General features: G+C 59.5%; 17 protein-coding genes. All 17 read right to left on the reverse strand.

Annotation, left to right across the window (positions count from 1 at the left end; all coding sequences use genetic code 11):
- Positions 1–973, reverse strand: a 973-nt coding sequence (locus tag ACIF4X_RS26390) for a sigma-54-dependent transcriptional regulator (protein ID WP_397484328.1), incomplete at its 3' end; no start/stop codon positions are given.
- A 172-nt stretch (positions 974–1,145) separates the two neighbouring features.
- A complete protein-coding gene (locus tag ACIF4X_RS26395) occupies positions 1,146–1,442 on the reverse strand; it encodes a hypothetical protein (RefSeq protein WP_064119540.1) in 297 nt (98 codons plus the stop codon).
- A 10-nt stretch (positions 1,443–1,452) separates the two neighbouring features.
- The gene (gene fliS, locus ACIF4X_RS26400) at positions 1,453–1,848 is read right to left on the reverse strand and encodes a flagellar export chaperone FliS (RefSeq protein WP_064119541.1); all 396 of its coding nucleotides are present in this window, start codon (positions 1,846–1,848) and stop codon (positions 1,453–1,455) included.
- A gap of 130 nt (positions 1,849–1,978) precedes the next feature.
- Positions 1,979–3,439 (reverse strand): flagellar filament capping protein FliD, encoded by a 1,461-nt coding sequence (gene fliD, locus ACIF4X_RS26405; protein WP_397484329.1) that lies wholly within the window; start codon positions 3,437–3,439, stop codon positions 1,979–1,981.
- 82 nt (positions 3,440–3,521) lie between these two features.
- Positions 3,522–3,878: a flagellar protein FlaG gene (locus ACIF4X_RS26410; protein ID WP_322846342.1), complete on the reverse strand. Its 357-nt coding sequence runs from the start codon at positions 3,876–3,878 to the stop codon at positions 3,522–3,524.
- Positions 3,879–3,951: 73 nt separating this feature from the next.
- On the reverse strand, positions 3,952–4,803 hold the full coding sequence (locus ACIF4X_RS26415; RefSeq protein WP_016984295.1) for a flagellin domain-containing protein: 852 nt from the start codon (positions 4,801–4,803) through the stop codon (positions 3,952–3,954).
- 244 nt (positions 4,804–5,047) lie between these two features.
- On the reverse strand, positions 5,048–5,314 hold the full coding sequence (locus ACIF4X_RS26420; RefSeq protein WP_397484330.1) for a hypothetical protein: 267 nt from the start codon (positions 5,312–5,314) through the stop codon (positions 5,048–5,050).
- The gene (locus tag ACIF4X_RS26425) at positions 5,311–6,600 is read right to left on the reverse strand and encodes a motility associated factor glycosyltransferase family protein (RefSeq protein WP_397484331.1); all 1,290 of its coding nucleotides are present in this window, start codon (positions 6,598–6,600) and stop codon (positions 5,311–5,313) included. Before ACIF4X_RS26425 ends, ACIF4X_RS26420 begins: the two co-directional genes overlap by 4 nt.
- A gap of 90 nt (positions 6,601–6,690) precedes the next feature.
- Positions 6,691–7,617: a ketoacyl-ACP synthase III gene (locus tag ACIF4X_RS26430; RefSeq protein WP_322846339.1), complete on the reverse strand. Its 927-nt coding sequence runs from the start codon at positions 7,615–7,617 to the stop codon at positions 6,691–6,693.
- Positions 7,618–7,843: 226 nt separating this feature from the next.
- The gene (gene pseI, locus ACIF4X_RS26435; protein WP_064119547.1) at positions 7,844–8,896 is read right to left on the reverse strand and encodes a pseudaminic acid synthase; all 1,053 of its coding nucleotides are present in this window, start codon (positions 8,894–8,896) and stop codon (positions 7,844–7,846) included.
- Positions 8,889–10,394: a UDP-2,4-diacetamido-2,4,6-trideoxy-beta-L-altropyranose hydrolase gene (pseG, locus tag ACIF4X_RS26440; protein WP_397484332.1), complete on the reverse strand. Its 1,506-nt coding sequence runs from the start codon at positions 10,392–10,394 to the stop codon at positions 8,889–8,891. Before pseG ends, pseI begins: the two co-directional genes overlap by 8 nt.
- Positions 10,391–11,086 carry a pseudaminic acid cytidylyltransferase gene (gene pseF / locus ACIF4X_RS26445; protein WP_397484333.1) on the reverse strand — a complete coding sequence of 232 codons (696 nt, stop codon included), beginning with the start codon at positions 11,084–11,086 and terminating at the stop codon, positions 10,391–10,393. Before pseF ends, pseG begins: the two co-directional genes overlap by 4 nt.
- A complete protein-coding gene (locus ACIF4X_RS26450; RefSeq protein ID WP_397484334.1) occupies positions 11,083–11,703 on the reverse strand; it encodes a pseudaminic acid biosynthesis-associated methylase in 621 nt (206 codons plus the stop codon). The genes pseF and ACIF4X_RS26450 overlap by 4 nt, the downstream gene beginning before the upstream one ends.
- 31 nt (positions 11,704–11,734) lie before the next feature.
- The gene (gene pseC / locus ACIF4X_RS26455; protein ID WP_397484335.1) at positions 11,735–12,892 is read right to left on the reverse strand and encodes a UDP-4-amino-4,6-dideoxy-N-acetyl-beta-L-altrosamine transaminase; all 1,158 of its coding nucleotides are present in this window, start codon (positions 12,890–12,892) and stop codon (positions 11,735–11,737) included.
- A complete protein-coding gene (gene pseB / locus ACIF4X_RS26460) occupies positions 12,889–13,890 on the reverse strand; it encodes a UDP-N-acetylglucosamine 4,6-dehydratase (inverting) (RefSeq protein WP_397484336.1) in 1,002 nt (333 codons plus the stop codon). The genes pseC and pseB overlap by 4 nt, the downstream gene beginning before the upstream one ends.
- 30 nt (positions 13,891–13,920) lie before the next feature.
- On the reverse strand, positions 13,921–16,845 hold the full coding sequence (locus tag ACIF4X_RS26465) for a TIGR00180 family glycosyltransferase (RefSeq protein WP_397484337.1): 2,925 nt from the start codon (positions 16,843–16,845) through the stop codon (positions 13,921–13,923).
- 49 nt (positions 16,846–16,894) lie between these two features.
- Positions 16,895–17,623, reverse strand: a complete 729-nt coding sequence (locus ACIF4X_RS26470; protein ID WP_397484338.1) for a cephalosporin hydroxylase family protein — start codon at positions 17,621–17,623, stop codon at positions 16,895–16,897.
- Between the last annotated feature and the right edge of the window lie 29 nt (positions 17,624–17,652).

Here is a 17,652-nt window from a genome sequence, read left to right on the forward strand (position 1 = left end):
CTTGCTGCATCATCTGGCGCACGTGCTGGATCGCCCGGCTGGTGCCGACGAGGCTGCGGAACAGATTGGGTTCGCGGAAGGTGCCGATCTCGATCATGCTTTCGAGATTCTTGTGGGTCGCGGCGATGATGCGCACGTCGACGCTCTGGGTCTTGTTGCTGCCCACGCGCTCGAAGGTGCGTTCCTGCAAAACGCGCAGCAGCTTGACCTGCATCGGCAGCGGCATGTCGCCGATTTCGTCGAGGAACAGCGTACCGCCGTTGGCCAGCTCGAAACGGCCGGCACGGCTGGTGATCGCGCCGGTGAAGGCGCCCTTTTCATGGCCGAACAATTCGCTTTCGAGCAGCTCTGCCGGGATCGCCCCGCAGTTGACCGGAACGAATGGCGCATCGCGACGCTTGGAATGGTAATGCAGGTTACGCGCAACCACTTCCTTGCCGGTCCCGGACTCGCCGAGGATCAGCACGCTGGCGTCGGTGTCGGCCACTTGCTGCATCATCTGGCGCACGTGCTGGATCGCCCGGCTGGTGCCGACGAGGCTGCGGAACAGATTGGGTTCGCGATGACGGCCGCGCTCGCGGGCCTGGTCATACATCTCGCGATAGACCTGGGCACGGTGCAGGGAGTCGAGCAATTTGCTGTAGCTGGGCGGCATTTCGAGGGTCGAAAGCACGCGGCGGCGCTGGTCTTCAGGCAAGTCAACGGAAGAATTATCGCCCATCAACAAAACCGGAAGGAACTCATCCCAGGTTGAGAGTGTCTTTAGCAAGCCCAAAAGCGCACCAGGAGCATTAACGGTCCCGATCAGTACGCAAATGACCTCACGACTAGACGACAAAGAGCCGACTGCCTGCTGCCAGTCATGGCTGCCGCAGGGTAAATTTTCTTCGCCGAGAAAATTTAGAATCACCGCCAGGTCGCGGCGGCGGACGCTATCGTCATCGATCAGCAGAATTTTGGTTTCACGCCACATGCAATAGCAACTTCCCTAGTCAACTCAATGCCCAAAATAAGGGGCAAGCGAGACGCTTGCAGGACACCATGTGCCTGTAGACGCCTGAAATCTGAAAACAGCCACTAGTTAAGTCAAAAAACCGTGCACAGTCAAATTTATGGCGCACATGTCTGGATTAACTGGGGGTTAATTAACCAAACAGATGGTAAACCTTTGCCGCCTTTTGCGCTTGGGTGATCTGCGACATCTCGTTGGCTATCGCCTGCCGTTCACCCATCGCCACCTCAAGAAGCTCTTTATAGACGTGCAGCAGCTCCTCGAGATTGTTGCGCAACGCGTCCTCATCCAGCGCCGCTTCAGCCATGACGTCTTCCATGCAGGAACGGCAAGCCAGATCCAGCTCGCCAATGGCTTCCCAGTTGCGTTCGGACAAGGCTGTGACCAATGCTTCCCGGGTATCGGCGATTCGCTGCAATACAAGACTCATGACGATCTCCTTAAAACTGGGGGCCTGGTGGAGCGATGCCGTCCCAGCCTTCCTTTACGGTGCGCAGCAGACCGGCCACTTCGTCGAGGATCTTCGGATCACTCTTGATGTTGGCTTCGGCCAGTCGCTTCATCATGTAGATGTAGAGCTGGTTGAGTTCAGCCACCGAATCGGCACTGTTTTCCAGATCCAGACCTTCACACAAGCCGCCAATGATGCCAACAGCTTTGCTGATAGCCGTGCACTTGGCAGCAATATCCTTGCGCTCAATGGCGCCCTTGGCCTCGGCGATACGCCCCAGACCACCTTCCATCAACATTTGCACCAGACGGTGCGGGCTCGCTTCGGACGTCTGAGCGTGTGCGCCGACTTTCTGGTATTGCCGAAGGGCTAACATCGGATTCATGTTCTACCTCATTGCCACATTGACTCGTATAACCAGTGTATCGCCAACGAATCAGAGAACTTTAGATCAAAAAGACAAAAACCCGGCACACGCCGATAAAGCGTAGCCGGGTTTTTGTCGTGCCTGCCTGTTACTTCGCGGACTGCTGAGCGTTCAGCGAGCTGAAGAACGACGTGATGTTGCTCGCCGTCGCCTTCATCTGCCCTACCAGCAAGTCCATGGCGTTGTACTTGGCAGTCAACGTCTTGGTCAGGTTCTCGACACGCAGGTCCAGCGCCGCTTGCTGGTCGGTCAGGTTTCTGGTGTTTTTAGTGAGAATGGCCATGCGCTGATCAAGCAAGCCGACGCCGTTAATGCTACCCGCTGGCGGCTTGAGATACGGATCAACCACCTTGCTCATACGTGTCAGCAGGCCATTGCTGTCGTCGGTGCCGGTGAACAACTGCTGAACCTGCCCGGTCATGCCTGGCTGCGCCATGGTTTTGGTGAAAGCAGCGGTATCAAACTTCAGGTTACCGGTGTCACGGTCGGTCATCACACCCAACTGCGACAGCACCGACAACGGGCCGCCAGCGCCTGTTGCCGTCAACTGCTCACGAATATCGGCAATCAGTGCGCGCGGCATCGCGTCGCCAGTGAAAGCCGCCTGCACGGTCAGCTTGCCATCGGCATCCGGCGTCGCCTTGGACAGCGTATCGATGGTGGTCTTCAACGTGTTGTAAGCGTCGACGAACGACTGAATCGATGTCTGCAGACCTTTGGTGTTGGCGTCCACGGTGACAACAGTCGGCGTCGCAACGTTACCCACGACAGGACTGACCGTCGTCAGGTTCAGGGTCAAGCCACTGATAGCACCGGTCACCGTGTTGCTTTTGCTGGTGACTTCAAGGCCGTCGATGGTCAGCTTGGCGTTTCCCGCAACGTCGTTAACCGCGCCTGAAGCGCCTGCAGCCGGGCTAGCGCCCATCTTCTGGGTGCCATCGATTTCCAGACCGGCAATACCGCTGACTTTGAGGTCAGAGCCTTCGCCGGTCTTGCTCGAACTGATCACCAGGCGCGAAGAACCGGAGCTGTCGGTCACGATGTTGGCGGAAATCCCGTTGGCGCCCTGAGCCTTGTTGATGGCGTCGCGGGTGGTTTGCAACGTGGCATTTGCCGGAATGTCGACATTGTAATCAGTGCCATTCTGACTGATTTTCAGGGTACCACTCGGAATGGCACTGGCGGCACCGCCGGCGAAAGAAGCGCTGGCGATTTTCGAGCCAGTGGCCAATTGACTGACAACGACGTTGTAATTGCCCGTCACTGCGGTGCTGTCGGACGTCGCGCTCAGATTGGTATTGCTCGAAGTCGCGGTGAAGCCGGCAAAGGCAGGATTGGTCTTGCTGCCCAGATTGGTCATCGCCGTCTGGAACGTGGTCAATGCACTCTTGAGCGAACCGACGCCGGAAATCTTCAGCGTGTTGGCTTTGGTCGCGGTGTCGATCTGTGTCTGCTTCGGCGCCTTGTCAGCATTGACCAGCGCAGTGACGATCGCACCGATGTCCAGGCCGGAACCCAGTCCGGAACCCGGTAGAATTGGACTTGCCATGTGCATCTCCCTTCAGATTGTTGCCATTCTTTTGACCGTTACAGGCGTCCTGAGAACAGACAAACATTATTCATGCCAGCTATCAGACTTTGGCGTCGAACAACACGTGGCTTGCATTGGCCAGGCTGTCTGCCAGCTTGAGAGCTTCTGCGGAGGGAATCTGTCGAACGACCTCACCCGTCTCGCTTGCGATCACCTTGACGATGACCTTCCCGGAATGCTCGTCGATCGAGAACTCCAGATTGCGCTTGATCGATTGAACAAACTTCTCGATCTCCTGCACCGCCAGCTTCAGCTTGGCGTCGTCCGTAACCTGACTCTTGGCAGCGACCGGCGCTTCAGCCTTGACAACTTTAGGCGTCTCTGACGGTTTGTCAGCGACCGGCGTGACTGGCTTGGGAGCCGGATAAGACTGGTTAAGCTTGACGCTCATGTCCATGCTCATCACCTCCTAACGTAAAAAGGCGAGAGAGCGCGACCAGCGCACCCTCCCGCCCAAACTTGTTCCGAAATTACTGAAGCAGCTTCAGTACAGCGGAAGGCAGTTGGTTGGCTTGAGCCAGAACGGAGGTCGAAGCCTGCTGCAGAGTTTGCTGCTTGGTCAGGTTAGCAGTTTCTGCGGCGAAGTCGGTGTCTTGTACACGACCCTGTGCAGCGGTGGTGTTCTCAACGATGTTCTGCAGGTTGGAGATGGTGCTGGTCAGACGGTTTTGCGAAGCACCCAGGCTCGAACGAGTGCTGTTGATCGTTGCAATTGCAGCGTCGATCGCGGTGATTGCGTTGTCGATGTTGGCAGCAGCGCCCGATACGCTTGCACCGGTCAGAACTACAGTACCGCTACCTACGGACAGGCTGACGGCGTCGAACTTGGAGCTCAGTACCAGGTCGATGTGGTTAGCCGAACCGGTGTTTGCGCCCACTTGCAGGGTCACAGTACCAGCCGAACCGTCCAGCAGGTTTTTGCCGTTCAGGTTGGTCGAAGCAGAGATACGGGTCAGTTCGTCCGACATCTGGGCGAATTCGTCGTTCGTTGCTTTCTGGTCGATGCTGCCGTTGGTACCGGTACGGGCTTTAACAGCCAGTTCACGCATACGCTGCAGAATGTCGGTCGAAGCTTGCAGAGCGCCTTCAGCGGTCTGAGCAACGGAGATACCGTCGTTGGCGTTCTGGATCGCCTGGTTGCCACCACGGATCTGGGAAGTCATACGGGTAGCGATCTGCAGGCCAGCGGCGTCGTCTTTAGCGCTGTTGATTTTCAGGCCGGAAGACAGGCGCTGCATCGAAGTCGACAGAGCGTCGGAAGCGCGGTTCAGGTTTTTCTGAACGTTCAACGACGTGGTGTTGGTGTTTACTGTTAAAGCCATGACGAATTCCTCGTTGGTTGGGTACTGCGGCTTCCGGCCCTGGCAACCGCCGGGTATGGCCTAGAGAACCTTCGTAATAGTTATCGTCGGGTTTGCAGGTTGCTTGAGGGCTTTTTGAAAAAAATTTGCCATCACCCTGCCACTCCCAAAAAAACAAAGGCTTAGCGCGCCCCCACCCACGTAAAAATGACGCCATAAAACTGCCCGCAGCATCAAGCCCTGTGCCAGAGCCGTCGGTCCCCCTTCAGCGCTGCGCACTTTCCAGCAATTCAATCAGTTCATACTCGATGAAATCAGCAAGCCCCAACCAATCCTGGCGTTCCTGACACGCCAGAATGTTTGTCAGGACTTGTGTCCACGACTGCTGGACATCCACACGGGCGAGCGAAACCAAGCGCTGCGCCTCGTCGAATACTTCGACCATGATCAGCGCCGCTTCAACATCCCGCCCCAAACGAAACAAGCCGGCGCATTGCCGACATGCGCTGATGCACGTCACCTGCGCACTCATTGCACAAACTCCGGATTGAACTGCGTGCCCACGATCATCGCCCCTGCCCGACTGCTGTTGAGGAAGCTGACCTCTGGGTGCCGCGCGATATAACGCTCCAGCACACACAGGTAGCCACGAAAATTCAGCTGCGTCCTGACCCGTTCGCCATTGCCGTCATGGACCCAGTGCCGCGCCTGCTCCAGGGCCGGGCCCAGGTCGCCATCGTCCCATCCGGCATGTGTCTTGTTCATCGGGAAGGCAAAGTCGGCGCCGAACAGGGTGATGCGCGTGCCGCCCATTTTCACCGCCAGGTCCACCGCGGGGTGGATCACGCTGCCGCCGGCATGCAATTCGGCCCGAGGGTGCTGATCACGCAACGTGGCGTAGATCGGGCTGGCGGTATAGGCGCCATACCGCTTGCCCTTCCAGGCCCTCAACACCTGCGGCGAGCTCATCGGCAGGTACACCAGCGGGATGCCGTCGGAGGCCTCGAAAGGCAGATGCCGAAAGCTGATCAACTGATCGATCGTCACCACCAGATCGGGAATGATCCCGTGCTGACGCAACGGCCGATAAGCCGTGTCGACGCAAATGAACAGCGGCCGCTCGGCCTGAGCGCGCACCGCCGCCAGCCGTTCAAAATGGCTTTCCAGGCTCGGCCCGGTGCCGATCACATAGATTTCGCGGCCGCTGCAGGTGCCAAACAGTTGCGCCACGTCATCATCGGCCAGCAGCACCTCCAGGCTATCGCGCAAGCGCTGCTGGATCGCCGGCGATTGCGGATCGAACTCGCGATTGTTGAAACTCAGGTGGACTTCATTGACCAGCCGATCACGAATCTTCGCGCTGAAGTCATCGGCCAGGAGCATTTCGGCGGGCAGCGCAAAAAACGGCGTGTAGATATCCGCATGATCGCCGGCATACATCAGTTCCACTTTGGGGTCTTCCAGCCATTGCCGCTGGTCGAGCAACTGCAGAACCAATGCAAACAAGGCGCCGTTGAGGATGTGCACGTACAACCGCTCAAGATCGGCCCGCTCAAGCAACACCGACGGCAAGTCTCCAAGGCCGGTGCCGTAGACGTGCAATCGCGGCTTTTGCGGCAGGCTGGCCGCCTGGACGCGGGCCTCGTGGATCCGGTCGTGGCGACTGGTCAGTTGAATCCCGTCCACGCTCAGCGTAGAGCCCAGGCCTTGCACCAGTTCGGCTTGAATGGCCGAACTGTCTTCAGCCACCAATCGTGCAAACAGCGTCGGCCAGCGTTGCTGGATCACTTGGGCGTTGGCTTGGAAAAACTCGCTCATGTCGCCTCACACTCCCTTTCAGGCAAAAAAATAGCGCTCAAAGGTTAACCTTTGAGCGCTATTTTTGTATCTATAGCTTTTAAACCGGGTTCAAGGACGATAAATAATCGCCGAGCCCCACGACAGACCTACACCAAAACCGCTCAGCGCAATACGCTGCCAGTCGGAATCTAGCACGTGTTTTTCCAGTAGCAACGGAATGCTCGACGACACGGTGTTGCCGGTCTCGACCATGTCCTTGATGAACTTTTCCGGCTCGCCTTCGAAACGTCGCGCCACGGCATCGACAATTGCCGCGCTGCCCTGGTGAATGCAGAACGCATCAATGTCGTCAGCCTTGAGGCCCGAATCATCGAGCAGCTCATGCAGGTGCGCCGGTACTTTCAGCAATGCAAAGTTGAACACCTGACGACCGTTCATGAAGAACACGCCATCGGTGACTTTCAGGTGCGGAGCGCCGGAGCCGTCAGTGCCGAACTTGGCCTTGCCCAGCGCCCAGCTCGGATCTTCACCCATCCACGTTGCGGTGGCGGCATCGCCGAACAGCATGGTGGTGTTGCGGTCTTCCGGATCGACGATTTTCGAATACGGGTCAGCGGTGATCAGCAGGCCGTTCTTCAGGCCGGCGGCTTCCATGAAGCCCTTGATCGCGTAGATGCCGTACACATAACCGGAGCAGCCCAGGGAAATGTCGAACGCCGCCACGTTGGTCGGCAGACCGAGTTTGTCCTGCACGATCGCGGCGGTGTGCGGCAGGCCTTCTTCGTCACCGTTCTGGGTGACGACGATCAGCGCGTCGATCGATTCACGTTTCAGTCCAGGGTTGCTGGCAAACAGCGCATTGGCCGCTTCCACGCACAGATCGGAGGTTTCCTGTTCAGCGTCTTTGCGCGGCAGGAACGCCGAGCCGATCTTGCCAAGGATGAACTCTTCATCCTTCTCGAATTTTGCACCTTGTGCGTAATTGTCCACGCCGGCTACAGGAACGTAGCTCGCAATGCTTTTTATGCCAATCATTACGGCTTCCCAATAAAAAACAGCCCAAGACCACCGCTCGCAAGGATTTCGAGGGGCGCCGACAAACAGAAAACGGCCGCCACAACGGGCAGCCACGGGGAGCGCAAAGGGCTATCACTGGAATCGAAAACGAGCCAGGCGCCATCTCCCCGATCAATACAATACAGTGAAGATGCGCGTTATGACTCGCAGGTCACGCTATTTTGCCGAATCGGTGCAGATCGGTTTATTCGACCAGTGACCAGTCCAGCGGCGTGCCGCGCTTGATCGGCGCGCGGGCACGGCGGCCGAGAACCGCGTCGGTGTGCTTGGGCGGCAGACCGAGGCCGGGACGGATAGCGCGCAGATTGTCCCGGGAAAAGGCCTCACCGGCGGCCATGTCGGCGGTGACGTACAGCGAACGACGATAGACCAGCGACTTGCGTTCGGCCTCTGTCACGCCGTAATGCACCTGGCCCATGGCTTGCCAGGCGCGTTCGGTTTCCACCACCAGGCTGGCCATTTCCGCCGGCTCCAGAGAGAAACTGGCATCGACGCCACCTGCTGAACGGTCGAGGGTGAAGTGTTTTTCCACCACCGTCGCACCGAGCGCCACGGCGGCCACCGACACGCCTACACCCATCGAATGATCCGACAGCCCCACTTCGCAGCCGAACAATTCGCGCAGATGGGGGATGGTGCTCACGTTGCTGTTGAGCGGCGTGGCCGGGTACGTGCTGGTGCACTTGAGCAGCACCAGATCCTTGCAACCGGCTTCGCGCGCGGCACGCACGGCCTCATCCAGCTCGGCAATGCTGGCCATGCCGGTGGAAATGATCAGTGGTTTGCCAGTCGCCGCCACACGGCGGATCAACGGCAAATCGGTGTTTTCGAAACTGGCGATCTTGTACGCCGGCACGTCGAGACTTTCGAGAAAGTCCACCGCCGAGTCATCAAATGGCGTCGAGAAGGCGAGCATGCCCAGTTCCTTGGCCCTGGCGAAAATCGGCGCGTGCCATTCCCATGGCGTGTGGGCCTTCTCGTACAGATCGTAAAGCGACGTACCGGCCCACAGACTGCCTGGATCCTTGATGAAGAATTCGCCTTCAGCCAGATCCAGGGTCATGGTTTCGGCGGTGTAGGTTTGCAGCTTCAGCGCATGCGCCCCGGCCTTGGCCGCTGCCTCGACAATTTGCAGGGCGAGGTCCAGTGACTGGTTATGGTTACCGCTCATCTCGGCGATGATGAAGGGTGGCGCGTCGGCGCCGATCAAGCGGTTGCCGATCTTGAAACTAGTCATGCGGGTGATCCTTCAAAACACGGGTGAACGCACAGGCACTCTGAGTGAACCCGGCGTCACGAAACACATTCAATGAGGGACGGTTGTCCGGCAACACCTGAGCGGTGATGACCTGCAGTTGCGGCCAGTGCGCGACAACCAATGCCTCGCCACGGGCCAACAGCGCCCGGCCCCACCCCAGGCCCATCCGCCGCTCGAGCAAGTAGATCGAGACTTCGGCTGCAAACCCGCGCAGGTCATAACGCACAACGCCGACCGCGCCGTCGTCCGCCTCGGCGATGAGCAGCAGGCGCTGCGGATTGCGCAAGCTCGCCGTCAGCCAGTTCAGGTGCTGCGGCCAATCGATCACGCCGGTGTCCAGCGACCAGCGCCGTACCGTTTCAGCATTGCGTCCATCGAACAGCAACTGCGCATCGTCCAGGGTCGCTGCGCGCACCTTCAGCACGGCACCGGCGAGTGCCGCCGCGACACGCTCGGCACCGCGTCCGTCGACCAGTTGTCGCGAGCGTTCGGCCAGGCTCTGGCGTAAATAATGATTACCGGTGACAAAGCCGATGGCGTCGCGCAACTGCTCGACACTGACCTGCTCGCGGGCGCCCATGAACACATGCGCGCCGGCTGCCGCCATGACTTCGCCGTTGGCCTGCTGGTTGTTCGACACAGCAATACAGATCGTCGGCAGCCCCATCGCCGCCCGCTCCCAACTGGTGCCGCCCCCGGCGCCGATAAACAGATCAGCCTCGGTCATGCGCTGGTAGAAGTCGCTGACAAAACTGTGCAGACGCCAGTTCGGCCGTATCTCGGCCAGCGCTTGCATCTGCGCCCATGCCGGATTATCGGCGCCAGCGACGAAGTCCACCTGCAACCCGGTAAAATCGGCCAGCGCGAGCATCGCGTGATGGGTTTGCCGCGCGGCATCGAAACCGCCGAAGTTGACCAATACCCGTTGGGCCCGGTGTTTGATCTCGATGGCCGGGCAACTGAATTCTTCACGCAACATGGCATAGCGCGGGCCGAGCAAGGTGCGGCACCCTTCAGGCAGCAGCGGCTGATAATTTTCGTGCAGGCCCGAGAGATTCTGATTGAGCAACAGATCGACGCTGTAGCGCCGCGTGGCAAGATCATCCACTGCCGCAATCCATGGCGCCCACTGCCGAGCAGCCGTTTGCCAGTGATGATCGAGGCCGTAGTGGTCAACGATAATCCAGTCAAACTCGGCCTGACCTTCAAGCTGCATGCCCAACGCGTCAATGTCGGCCTGCCACGGCAGCATCGATTCGATGGCTTGCTGCGGGTCTTCAGCGGCATAGCGCTCGGGCAGCGCAAATGTCTCGAAGCCCTCGGCGCGCAAGGCATCAAGGCGATGGCCCGGCAGACGCCGGCAAGCAAACGCGACGTGGCTGCCCTGCCCGCGTAACACTCGCGCCAGTGTCAGACAGCGGGCAATGTGGCCGCTGCCGATGGTGGGCGAGGCGTCGGCACGAATCAAAACTCTCATTGCAACTCTCCACCGGCCTTGAGCGCGGCGTAAAGGTATTCGGCGCGTTTCCAGTCTTCAACGGTGTCGATGTCCTGCACCAGATGACGGGGCAGAATCACCGGCAGACTGGCGGGCGAATAGAGCACTTCGCCACGCAACCACGCTTCACTGCGCCCCCAGTAAAACTGGCCGGCGTCCTGAAAGGCTTCGGGCAGGTCCTGGGAGCGGGTCTGGCGAAATTCGGGATACAAAGCAGTCAAGGCGCCCTGCGCATCCAGTGTCAGTGCACGCTGCACCGGAAAACCAAAACCGCAGACGGAGAACGCGAAGGACTTGTCTGGATGGTGGTCGAGCAACTCGATACCCTGGCGCAGATAACGTGCCTGCAACAGCGGCGCCGTGGCATACACGCAACAGGCGTAATCGAAGGTCGGCAGTTGCTGCAAGGCGTGCACGATCACCGCCGCGGTGCCGGTGAAGTCATCGGCCAGCGCCGCCGGACGCATGAAGGGCACCTGCGCACCGTGCGCTCGCGCCACGTCGGCAATCTCGGCATCGTCGGTGCTGACCACCACCTGCTCAAACAAACCTGAATCCAGCGCCGTGCGGATCGAACGGACCAGCATCGGCACGCCATCGAACGGCAAGAGATTCTTGCGCGCAATGCGTTTGCTGCCACCACGGGCCGGGATAATTGCGACGTTGCTCAAGGGCGTTTTTCCAACAGAAACCAGGTGATATCGTCCACAGGAAACTGCGGATCGCGGTGATAGACAAAACCATAATCCAGCAGTTGCAGATCGGCATAACGATCGAGCATTTCGCCGGCGAAATCACGCTTGAACAGCTTGCCGCTGTTGCCACGATAGGACACTTCCACCGGCGCCGGATTGTAATACTCGGCGATCAGGATGTAGCGCTGGCTCAACTCATACAACTGCGTATAAGCCGTCGGCAACAGCTCCGGGGCCAGGTGGATCAGCACGCCTTTGCTCAACGTCAGGTCGTAGCGGCGTTCACGCGGAAAATCGAACAGCGAGCCCTGCCAGATGCGGGCAATGCCCAACGTCCGTGCCTGCGCACAGGCGTTGTCGTTGATCTCGACACCGAACAGCTCGCAGCGTGGCAGCAGTTGATGCAACGCCTGCAAATTGTTCCCGGCGCTGGTGCCCAGCTCTAGCAGACTGTCGATACCTGCGGTGCGGCTCAGCGCTTTGGCAAACAACGCCAGGTTGGCCGCCACCAGCGGTTGCCCGACATTGCGCTCGAAGTACCGGTTACCGAAGTCGCCCTGCCAGAACTGTTCCTGCTCACTCAAAGAACGCATTGCAGATACTCATCCGGTGCCACCGCGGCAGTTATTCGGTCAGCCGACGCAATTGCTCGACCACGTAATCCTGTTGTTCATCGCTCAACAGCGGAAACAGCGGCAGGCTGATCGCCTCGGCGTAATACCGCTCGGCTTCGGGGAAATCGCCCTCGGCGAAACCCAGGTCGCGGTAGTAGGGCTGCAAGTGCACAGGAATGTAATGCAGATTCACGCCAATACCGGCACTGCGCAAGCCCTCAAACACCTGACGGTGGCTGAGGCTGATGCGATCGGTCTGCAAACGGATCACATACAGATGCCAAGCCGACTCTGCCTCAGGTTGAAGGCTGGGCAACGTCACCGGCAAATACGCCAGCAGACGATCGTAACGCGCCGCCAGTTCGCGACGACGGGCGATGAAGTCGTCGAGTTTGCCCAGTTGCGACAAACCCAGCGCAGCCTGCAGATCGGTGATCCGATAATTGAAGCCCAGCTCGATCTGCTCGTAGTACCACGGGCCGTGGCTCGGCTCGCTCATCTGCTGCGGATCGCGGGTCATGCCGTGGCAGCGCAGGCGTTGCAGGCGCTCGGCCAGCTCCGGGCGATGGGTCAAGACCATACCGCCCTCGGCGCTGGTGATGATCTTCACCGGGTGGAAACTGAACACCGTCATCGCCGCGAATTGGCCACAGCCGACCGGACGCCCGGCATAGGACGCACCGACCGCGTGCGACGCATCTTCGATCACCGTGAAGTTGTAGCGCTCGGCCAGCTCGGCAATCCTGCGCATGTCGCAGCTTTGCCCGGAGAACGCCACCGCCACCAGCACTTTCGGCAAGGCGCCGTCCTGCTCGGCCTGCTCGAGTTTCGCGGCGAGGGCGAAGGCATCGAGGTTCCAGGTCAGCGGATCGATGTCGACAAAATCAACCTCGGCACCGCAATAACGTCCACAGTTGGCCGAGGCGAGAAAGGTGTTGGGCGTCGTCCACAACCGATCACCCGGCCCCAGGCCTGCCGCCAGGCAAGCAATGTGCAGCGCCGCCGTGGCGTTGCACACCGCGACGGCGAAGTCGGCCTGGCAACGCTCGGCCATCGCCTGCTCGAAACGCTCGATGCTCGGCCCCTGGGTCAGCCAGTCCGACTGCAGCACGTCGACGACGGCGTCGATGTCTGCCTGATCGACGCTTTGCCGACCGTAGGGAATCATACCGAGAGCTTCGCGTGCAGGTCGGCGATCTGCCCGACCGAGAGGAAATGCGGATTGGTGTCGGAGCGGTATTCGAAATCTTCGCTCACGGCGCGCCCCTGCTCGCCAAGATTGTCGACGGCAAAATCGACGTCGACGCTGGTAAAGCGAATCGACGGCTGGATGGTGTAGTGATCCGCAAACTCGAGGGTCATCCGCGCATCGTCCAGCGGCACCATCAACTCATGCAGTTTTTCACCGGGACGAATGCCGACGTTCTTGTGCGGCAGATGTTCAGCCATGCCGCGCGCCAGATCGACGATGCGGATCGACGGAATCTTCGGCACGAATACTTCACCGCCGTGCATCCGCGCAAAGCTGTCGAGGACGAATTGCACGCCGTGGTCGAGGGAGATCCAGAACCGCGTCATGCGCTCGTCGGTGATCGGCAACTCCTGCGCGCCGTCGGCGATCAGCTTGTTGAAGAACGGCACTACCGAACCGCGCGAACCCGCTACATTGCCGTAACGCACCACGGCAAACCGGGTTGGCTGCTCGCCGGCAATGTTGTTGGCGGCGACGAACAACTTGTCCGAGAGCAACTTGGTCGCGCCGTACAGGTTGATCGGGCTGGCTGCCTTGTCGGTGGACAACGCGACGACTTTTTTCACGCCATTGTCGATGGCGGCGGCGATGATGTTCTCCGCGCCATTGACGTTGGTGCGAATGCATTCGGTCGGGTTGTATTCCGCCGCCGGCACTTGCTTCAGTGCGGCGGCATGCACGACGTAGTCGATGCCGCGCATGGCCTGACGCAGGCGATCGGCGTCGCGCACGTCACCGATGAAGTAACGCATGCATGGCGCGTTGAACGTCTGCTGCATTTCATACTGCTTCAGTTCATCACGGGAAAACACCACCACGCGCTTGGGCTGGTATTGCTCCAGCAGGCGGGCGATGAATTTGCGCCCGAACGAGCCGGTGCCACCGGAGATGAAAATCGATTTACCGTTGAACATGTCTGAATTCCTGTGTCCTGTTCGCCAGGCTTAGCCGAGCAATTGCGCCCAATTGATCGGGGCACTTTCACCCAGGGTAAAACCTTTGCCGGTCAGCGCCAGGTTGGCGTTGTACGCCGGATCCTGGGCAAACGCCGCGCTCCACTTCTCACGCAATGCCGCCAGTGCTTCAGGGGCCTGCGGCAACTCGCCGGTGTGCAAGACCTGCACCAGCGGCGTCCACACAGTGAGGTAACCGGCCTGCCCGGCCTTGAGGCACAGATCGACATCGCTGAAGCCGGCGGCGAAGGTCACGTCGTCCAGGCCACCCAGCGCTTCGAACAAGTCCTTGCGCACCATCAGGCAGGCCTTCGACACCGCCGAATAGTTCTGCTCGACCGCCAGGCGCTGCATGTAACCCTCGCTCGCGTGTTTCTCGCCGATGAAGGCCGAAGCCACCCCGTCGTTCAACCCGAGAATCAAACCTGCCTGGGAGATCTTGCCGTCGCGGTCCACCAGTTTGGCACCAACGATGCCGACCTCGGGACGCTGGGCGTGATTGAGCAGCGACTCGATCCAGTTCGGGTTGACCACTTCACTGTCGGTGGCCAGCAGCACCAGATATTCGCCCTGCGCCTGCTCGCTGGCCGCGTTGCACAGTGCCACTTGATCGAGCGGGCGATCAGCATGCAGTACCCGCACTTTGCCGTTGCGCAGCGTTGCCAACCAGTCGTTGACCTCGGCCGACGAGTTCGGGTTGACCGCAATCAACAGCTCATAGCGGGTGTAACGGGTTCTGAGCAGCACGCCATCCAGGCAGCGTTTCAAGGCGGCAAGATCGTCGCCAGCGGCGACAATCACCGAGACCAGCGGCCGCTCGGCATGACGATAGTCAATCTGCCAGGTGCCAGGCTGCGTCGAAGTGACCTGAGCCTTGTAACCACGATTGCCCAAGTGGCGCAGCAGCGCCTGACGTTCGTGAGGGTTTTCTTCCAGCACCGGCGCCCGGGTGATCAGCAAGGGCTCATCGAGATGGGCCAGACCGTCGAGGCCACCCTCCTCGATGATGCGCAGCAGCACATCCAGCTCCAGCGCCTTGCTGAAATCGGCCTGATAACCGCCGAGCCCAGTCAACACTTCGCGACGAATCAGCCAGTGCCGAGCCATCAGTGACGGAACGCTTTGCAGCAGGTCCAGGTTGAAGCCCGGGCGGAACATATCCACCAGCGCCCCGTTTTCCTGGCGCTGGATTTCATCCGTGGCAACCGCCCGTACACCTGGCGCAGCCATCAATTCCAGGCCGGCACGCAACAGGCCGGCAGCCGTGAATTCTTCACCCGCCTCAACCAGCAGCAGCCAGTCGCAGGTCGATTGATTAACGCTCTGGTTGAGCTTGTCGACGAAGTTGCCTTGGGTCACTCGCACAAAGTGCAGGGTATTTTGTGCCGTGGTTGCCGCCGGCGGCTCACCGGTGGTGAACACCACGACCTTGAAGGCTTTGCTGTGGCCTTCGAGCAAGCTGTCCAGAGAGATTTGCAACTTGTCGATGTCGTTGTCCAGATCGAGCAGGAAGATGCCGAACTGCGGACCACCGGCATTGTCTGCCAGGTGACGGGCAATCGCCGCGGCCTGCTCGGTATCCGGCGCACGCGCGGCGAGCCACTCGAGCAGACGTCCGGTGAGCATTTTGGCGAATGTCGGCTGATGCCCTTCGAGCAACACCGCGTCCAGACGCGCGACCCAATCGCGCAGCACTGGCGCGTCGTCTTCCTCGTCCAGCGGTTGCAATTGCACGAGCAGTTGCTTGATCACCGCGCGATTGAACACGTTGGCGTCGTGCGCCTGCCACAAGCGGTCGAGCACGCTTTCCGGGGTGTCATTGTTGCGTGCCAGCATCAGGCTCTGCTGGCGAGCCCAAATGCCTTCCAGCTCTTTGAGCTGAACGCGTCCGGCCGGCATCGCGTGCAACAGAAACTCGAATTGCGTCAGTTGATCGAAAAACACCTGGTTATAGAACGGCATTTCCACGTATTGCTTCGGCCCGAACCGACGCTGCGGGCCGGTCTCGATATCGATCCAGGTCGACTCGAAGATCAACTCGGCGGTGAGTGCCCGGTAGGTCCGCAGGCTTTCGGCCAGCGTGGCAAAACTCTTCAGCGCAAACTGTTTGCCCTGCTCTGGATCCTGATGCTGGAGCTGGGTCGGCAATGACGCGAGGAACTCGGCAAACGCTTCGCGCCCGGCCACGCTCTTGCCATCCATATAGGCCAGCGTGTGATAGATCTCGGTGTTGTGATCGGACTGCTCGTAGTTGATTTCGCGCACGACATACGGGATCGGCAGAATCCGCACCTTGCCCCGGGCCAGCATGTACCAGGTGTGACCGACTTCCTGCCACTGGAAGATCGTGTCTTGCGGCATGGCGGCGTACCAGTCGCGCAGGATCGCCGTACGCTGCACGGCATAGAACGGCGGCAGGTACTGTTGCATGTAATCAAGCAAACGCTCCTCGGCCTGATCGGCCGAGTAGTCTTCGCAGACTTTCTTGTCACGGCGGTAGTAATTGACGCTGTTGGCCAATGCCAGATACATCAGGCTGTAGCCATGGCACAGGCTGTAATCAGGGTTGGCATCCATGAATGCCACGGCTTCGTACAGGGCGTCATGCACCAGGAAGTCATCGTCGGCGGCAAACACCATGTAAGGCGTTTGCAGTTGCTCGACACCGTAAGCCAGCTTGGCGCGAATACCCCAGTAGCCGAACTGCGGCAAGTGCTGATAATCCACGCGGGTGAATTCCTCAGGGATGCCCGTCAGCGCCACCGCCGATGAATCGAGCACCAGAATTCTGCACGGCAGGCTGCTGTAAAAGCGAATGGCTCTACGCAGAAACGCCGGGCGTTCGTGAGAGATCAGCACAACGGTCAACTGATCGTTGAGTGCCAGATCGGTTCCTGAAATGTTCTTGCCTTGCATATATTCCCCACAAACGGCGCGTCGCCGAAAACCCATCGTTGTTTGTCGATTAACGCACGCGACGCAGATAACCATCCGGCGCGACAGTGATCAGCAATTTGCTGTGGATCGACTGATCGATCTCGAAATCGCCGTTCTCTTCCAGGTAAGCCCACACCGCGGTTTTCGGGTTGTCACCCTTGCCCCACGGACGATCCGGGAAGGCATCGGCCGGCATGTCTTCAACGACGGTGTCCATGACCACGCAATAGCTGCCCACCGACACCAGTGGTGCGTAAAGGCGCAGCTCTTCGAGGACGTGCTCGTGGGTATGGTTGGAGTCCAGCACTACCAGCACTTTTTTGCCCTGCACGCGCTCGCGCACCTGATCGACGATGCTGCTATCGATGCTCGAACCCTGGATCATGCTGATGCGTTTGAACATCGGGTGCGCTTCGATGGCTTCGCGGTTGTGCTCGCGGATATCGATGTCGATGCCCAGTACTTCGCCGTGGCCGATCAGTTCCAGGATCGAGGCGTAAAACACCAGCGAACCGCCGTGGGCGATGCCCGTCTCGACGATCACGTCCGGACGCAGGTTCCAGATGATTTCCTGCATCGCGACCATGTCCTGCGGGAACTGAATGATCGGCCGGCCCATCCAGCTGAAGTTGTAGGTGTACTTGTGTCTGGCCGTGGTGCCGACCCAGTCCAGGGACTCGGTTTGCAGGGCCTTGTCGTTCTGCAGGCCTTCGATGTTGGCTTTTACTTCTTCGCGAAACTGTTCATGCGGATTCATTGCAACTCTCCAAAAATTCGGGAAACGGC

Origin of the sequence: Pseudomonas sp. NPDC085632, from assembly GCF_044541255.1 — a bacterium.
Classification (GTDB): Bacteria; Pseudomonadota; Gammaproteobacteria; order Pseudomonadales; family Pseudomonadaceae; genus Aquipseudomonas.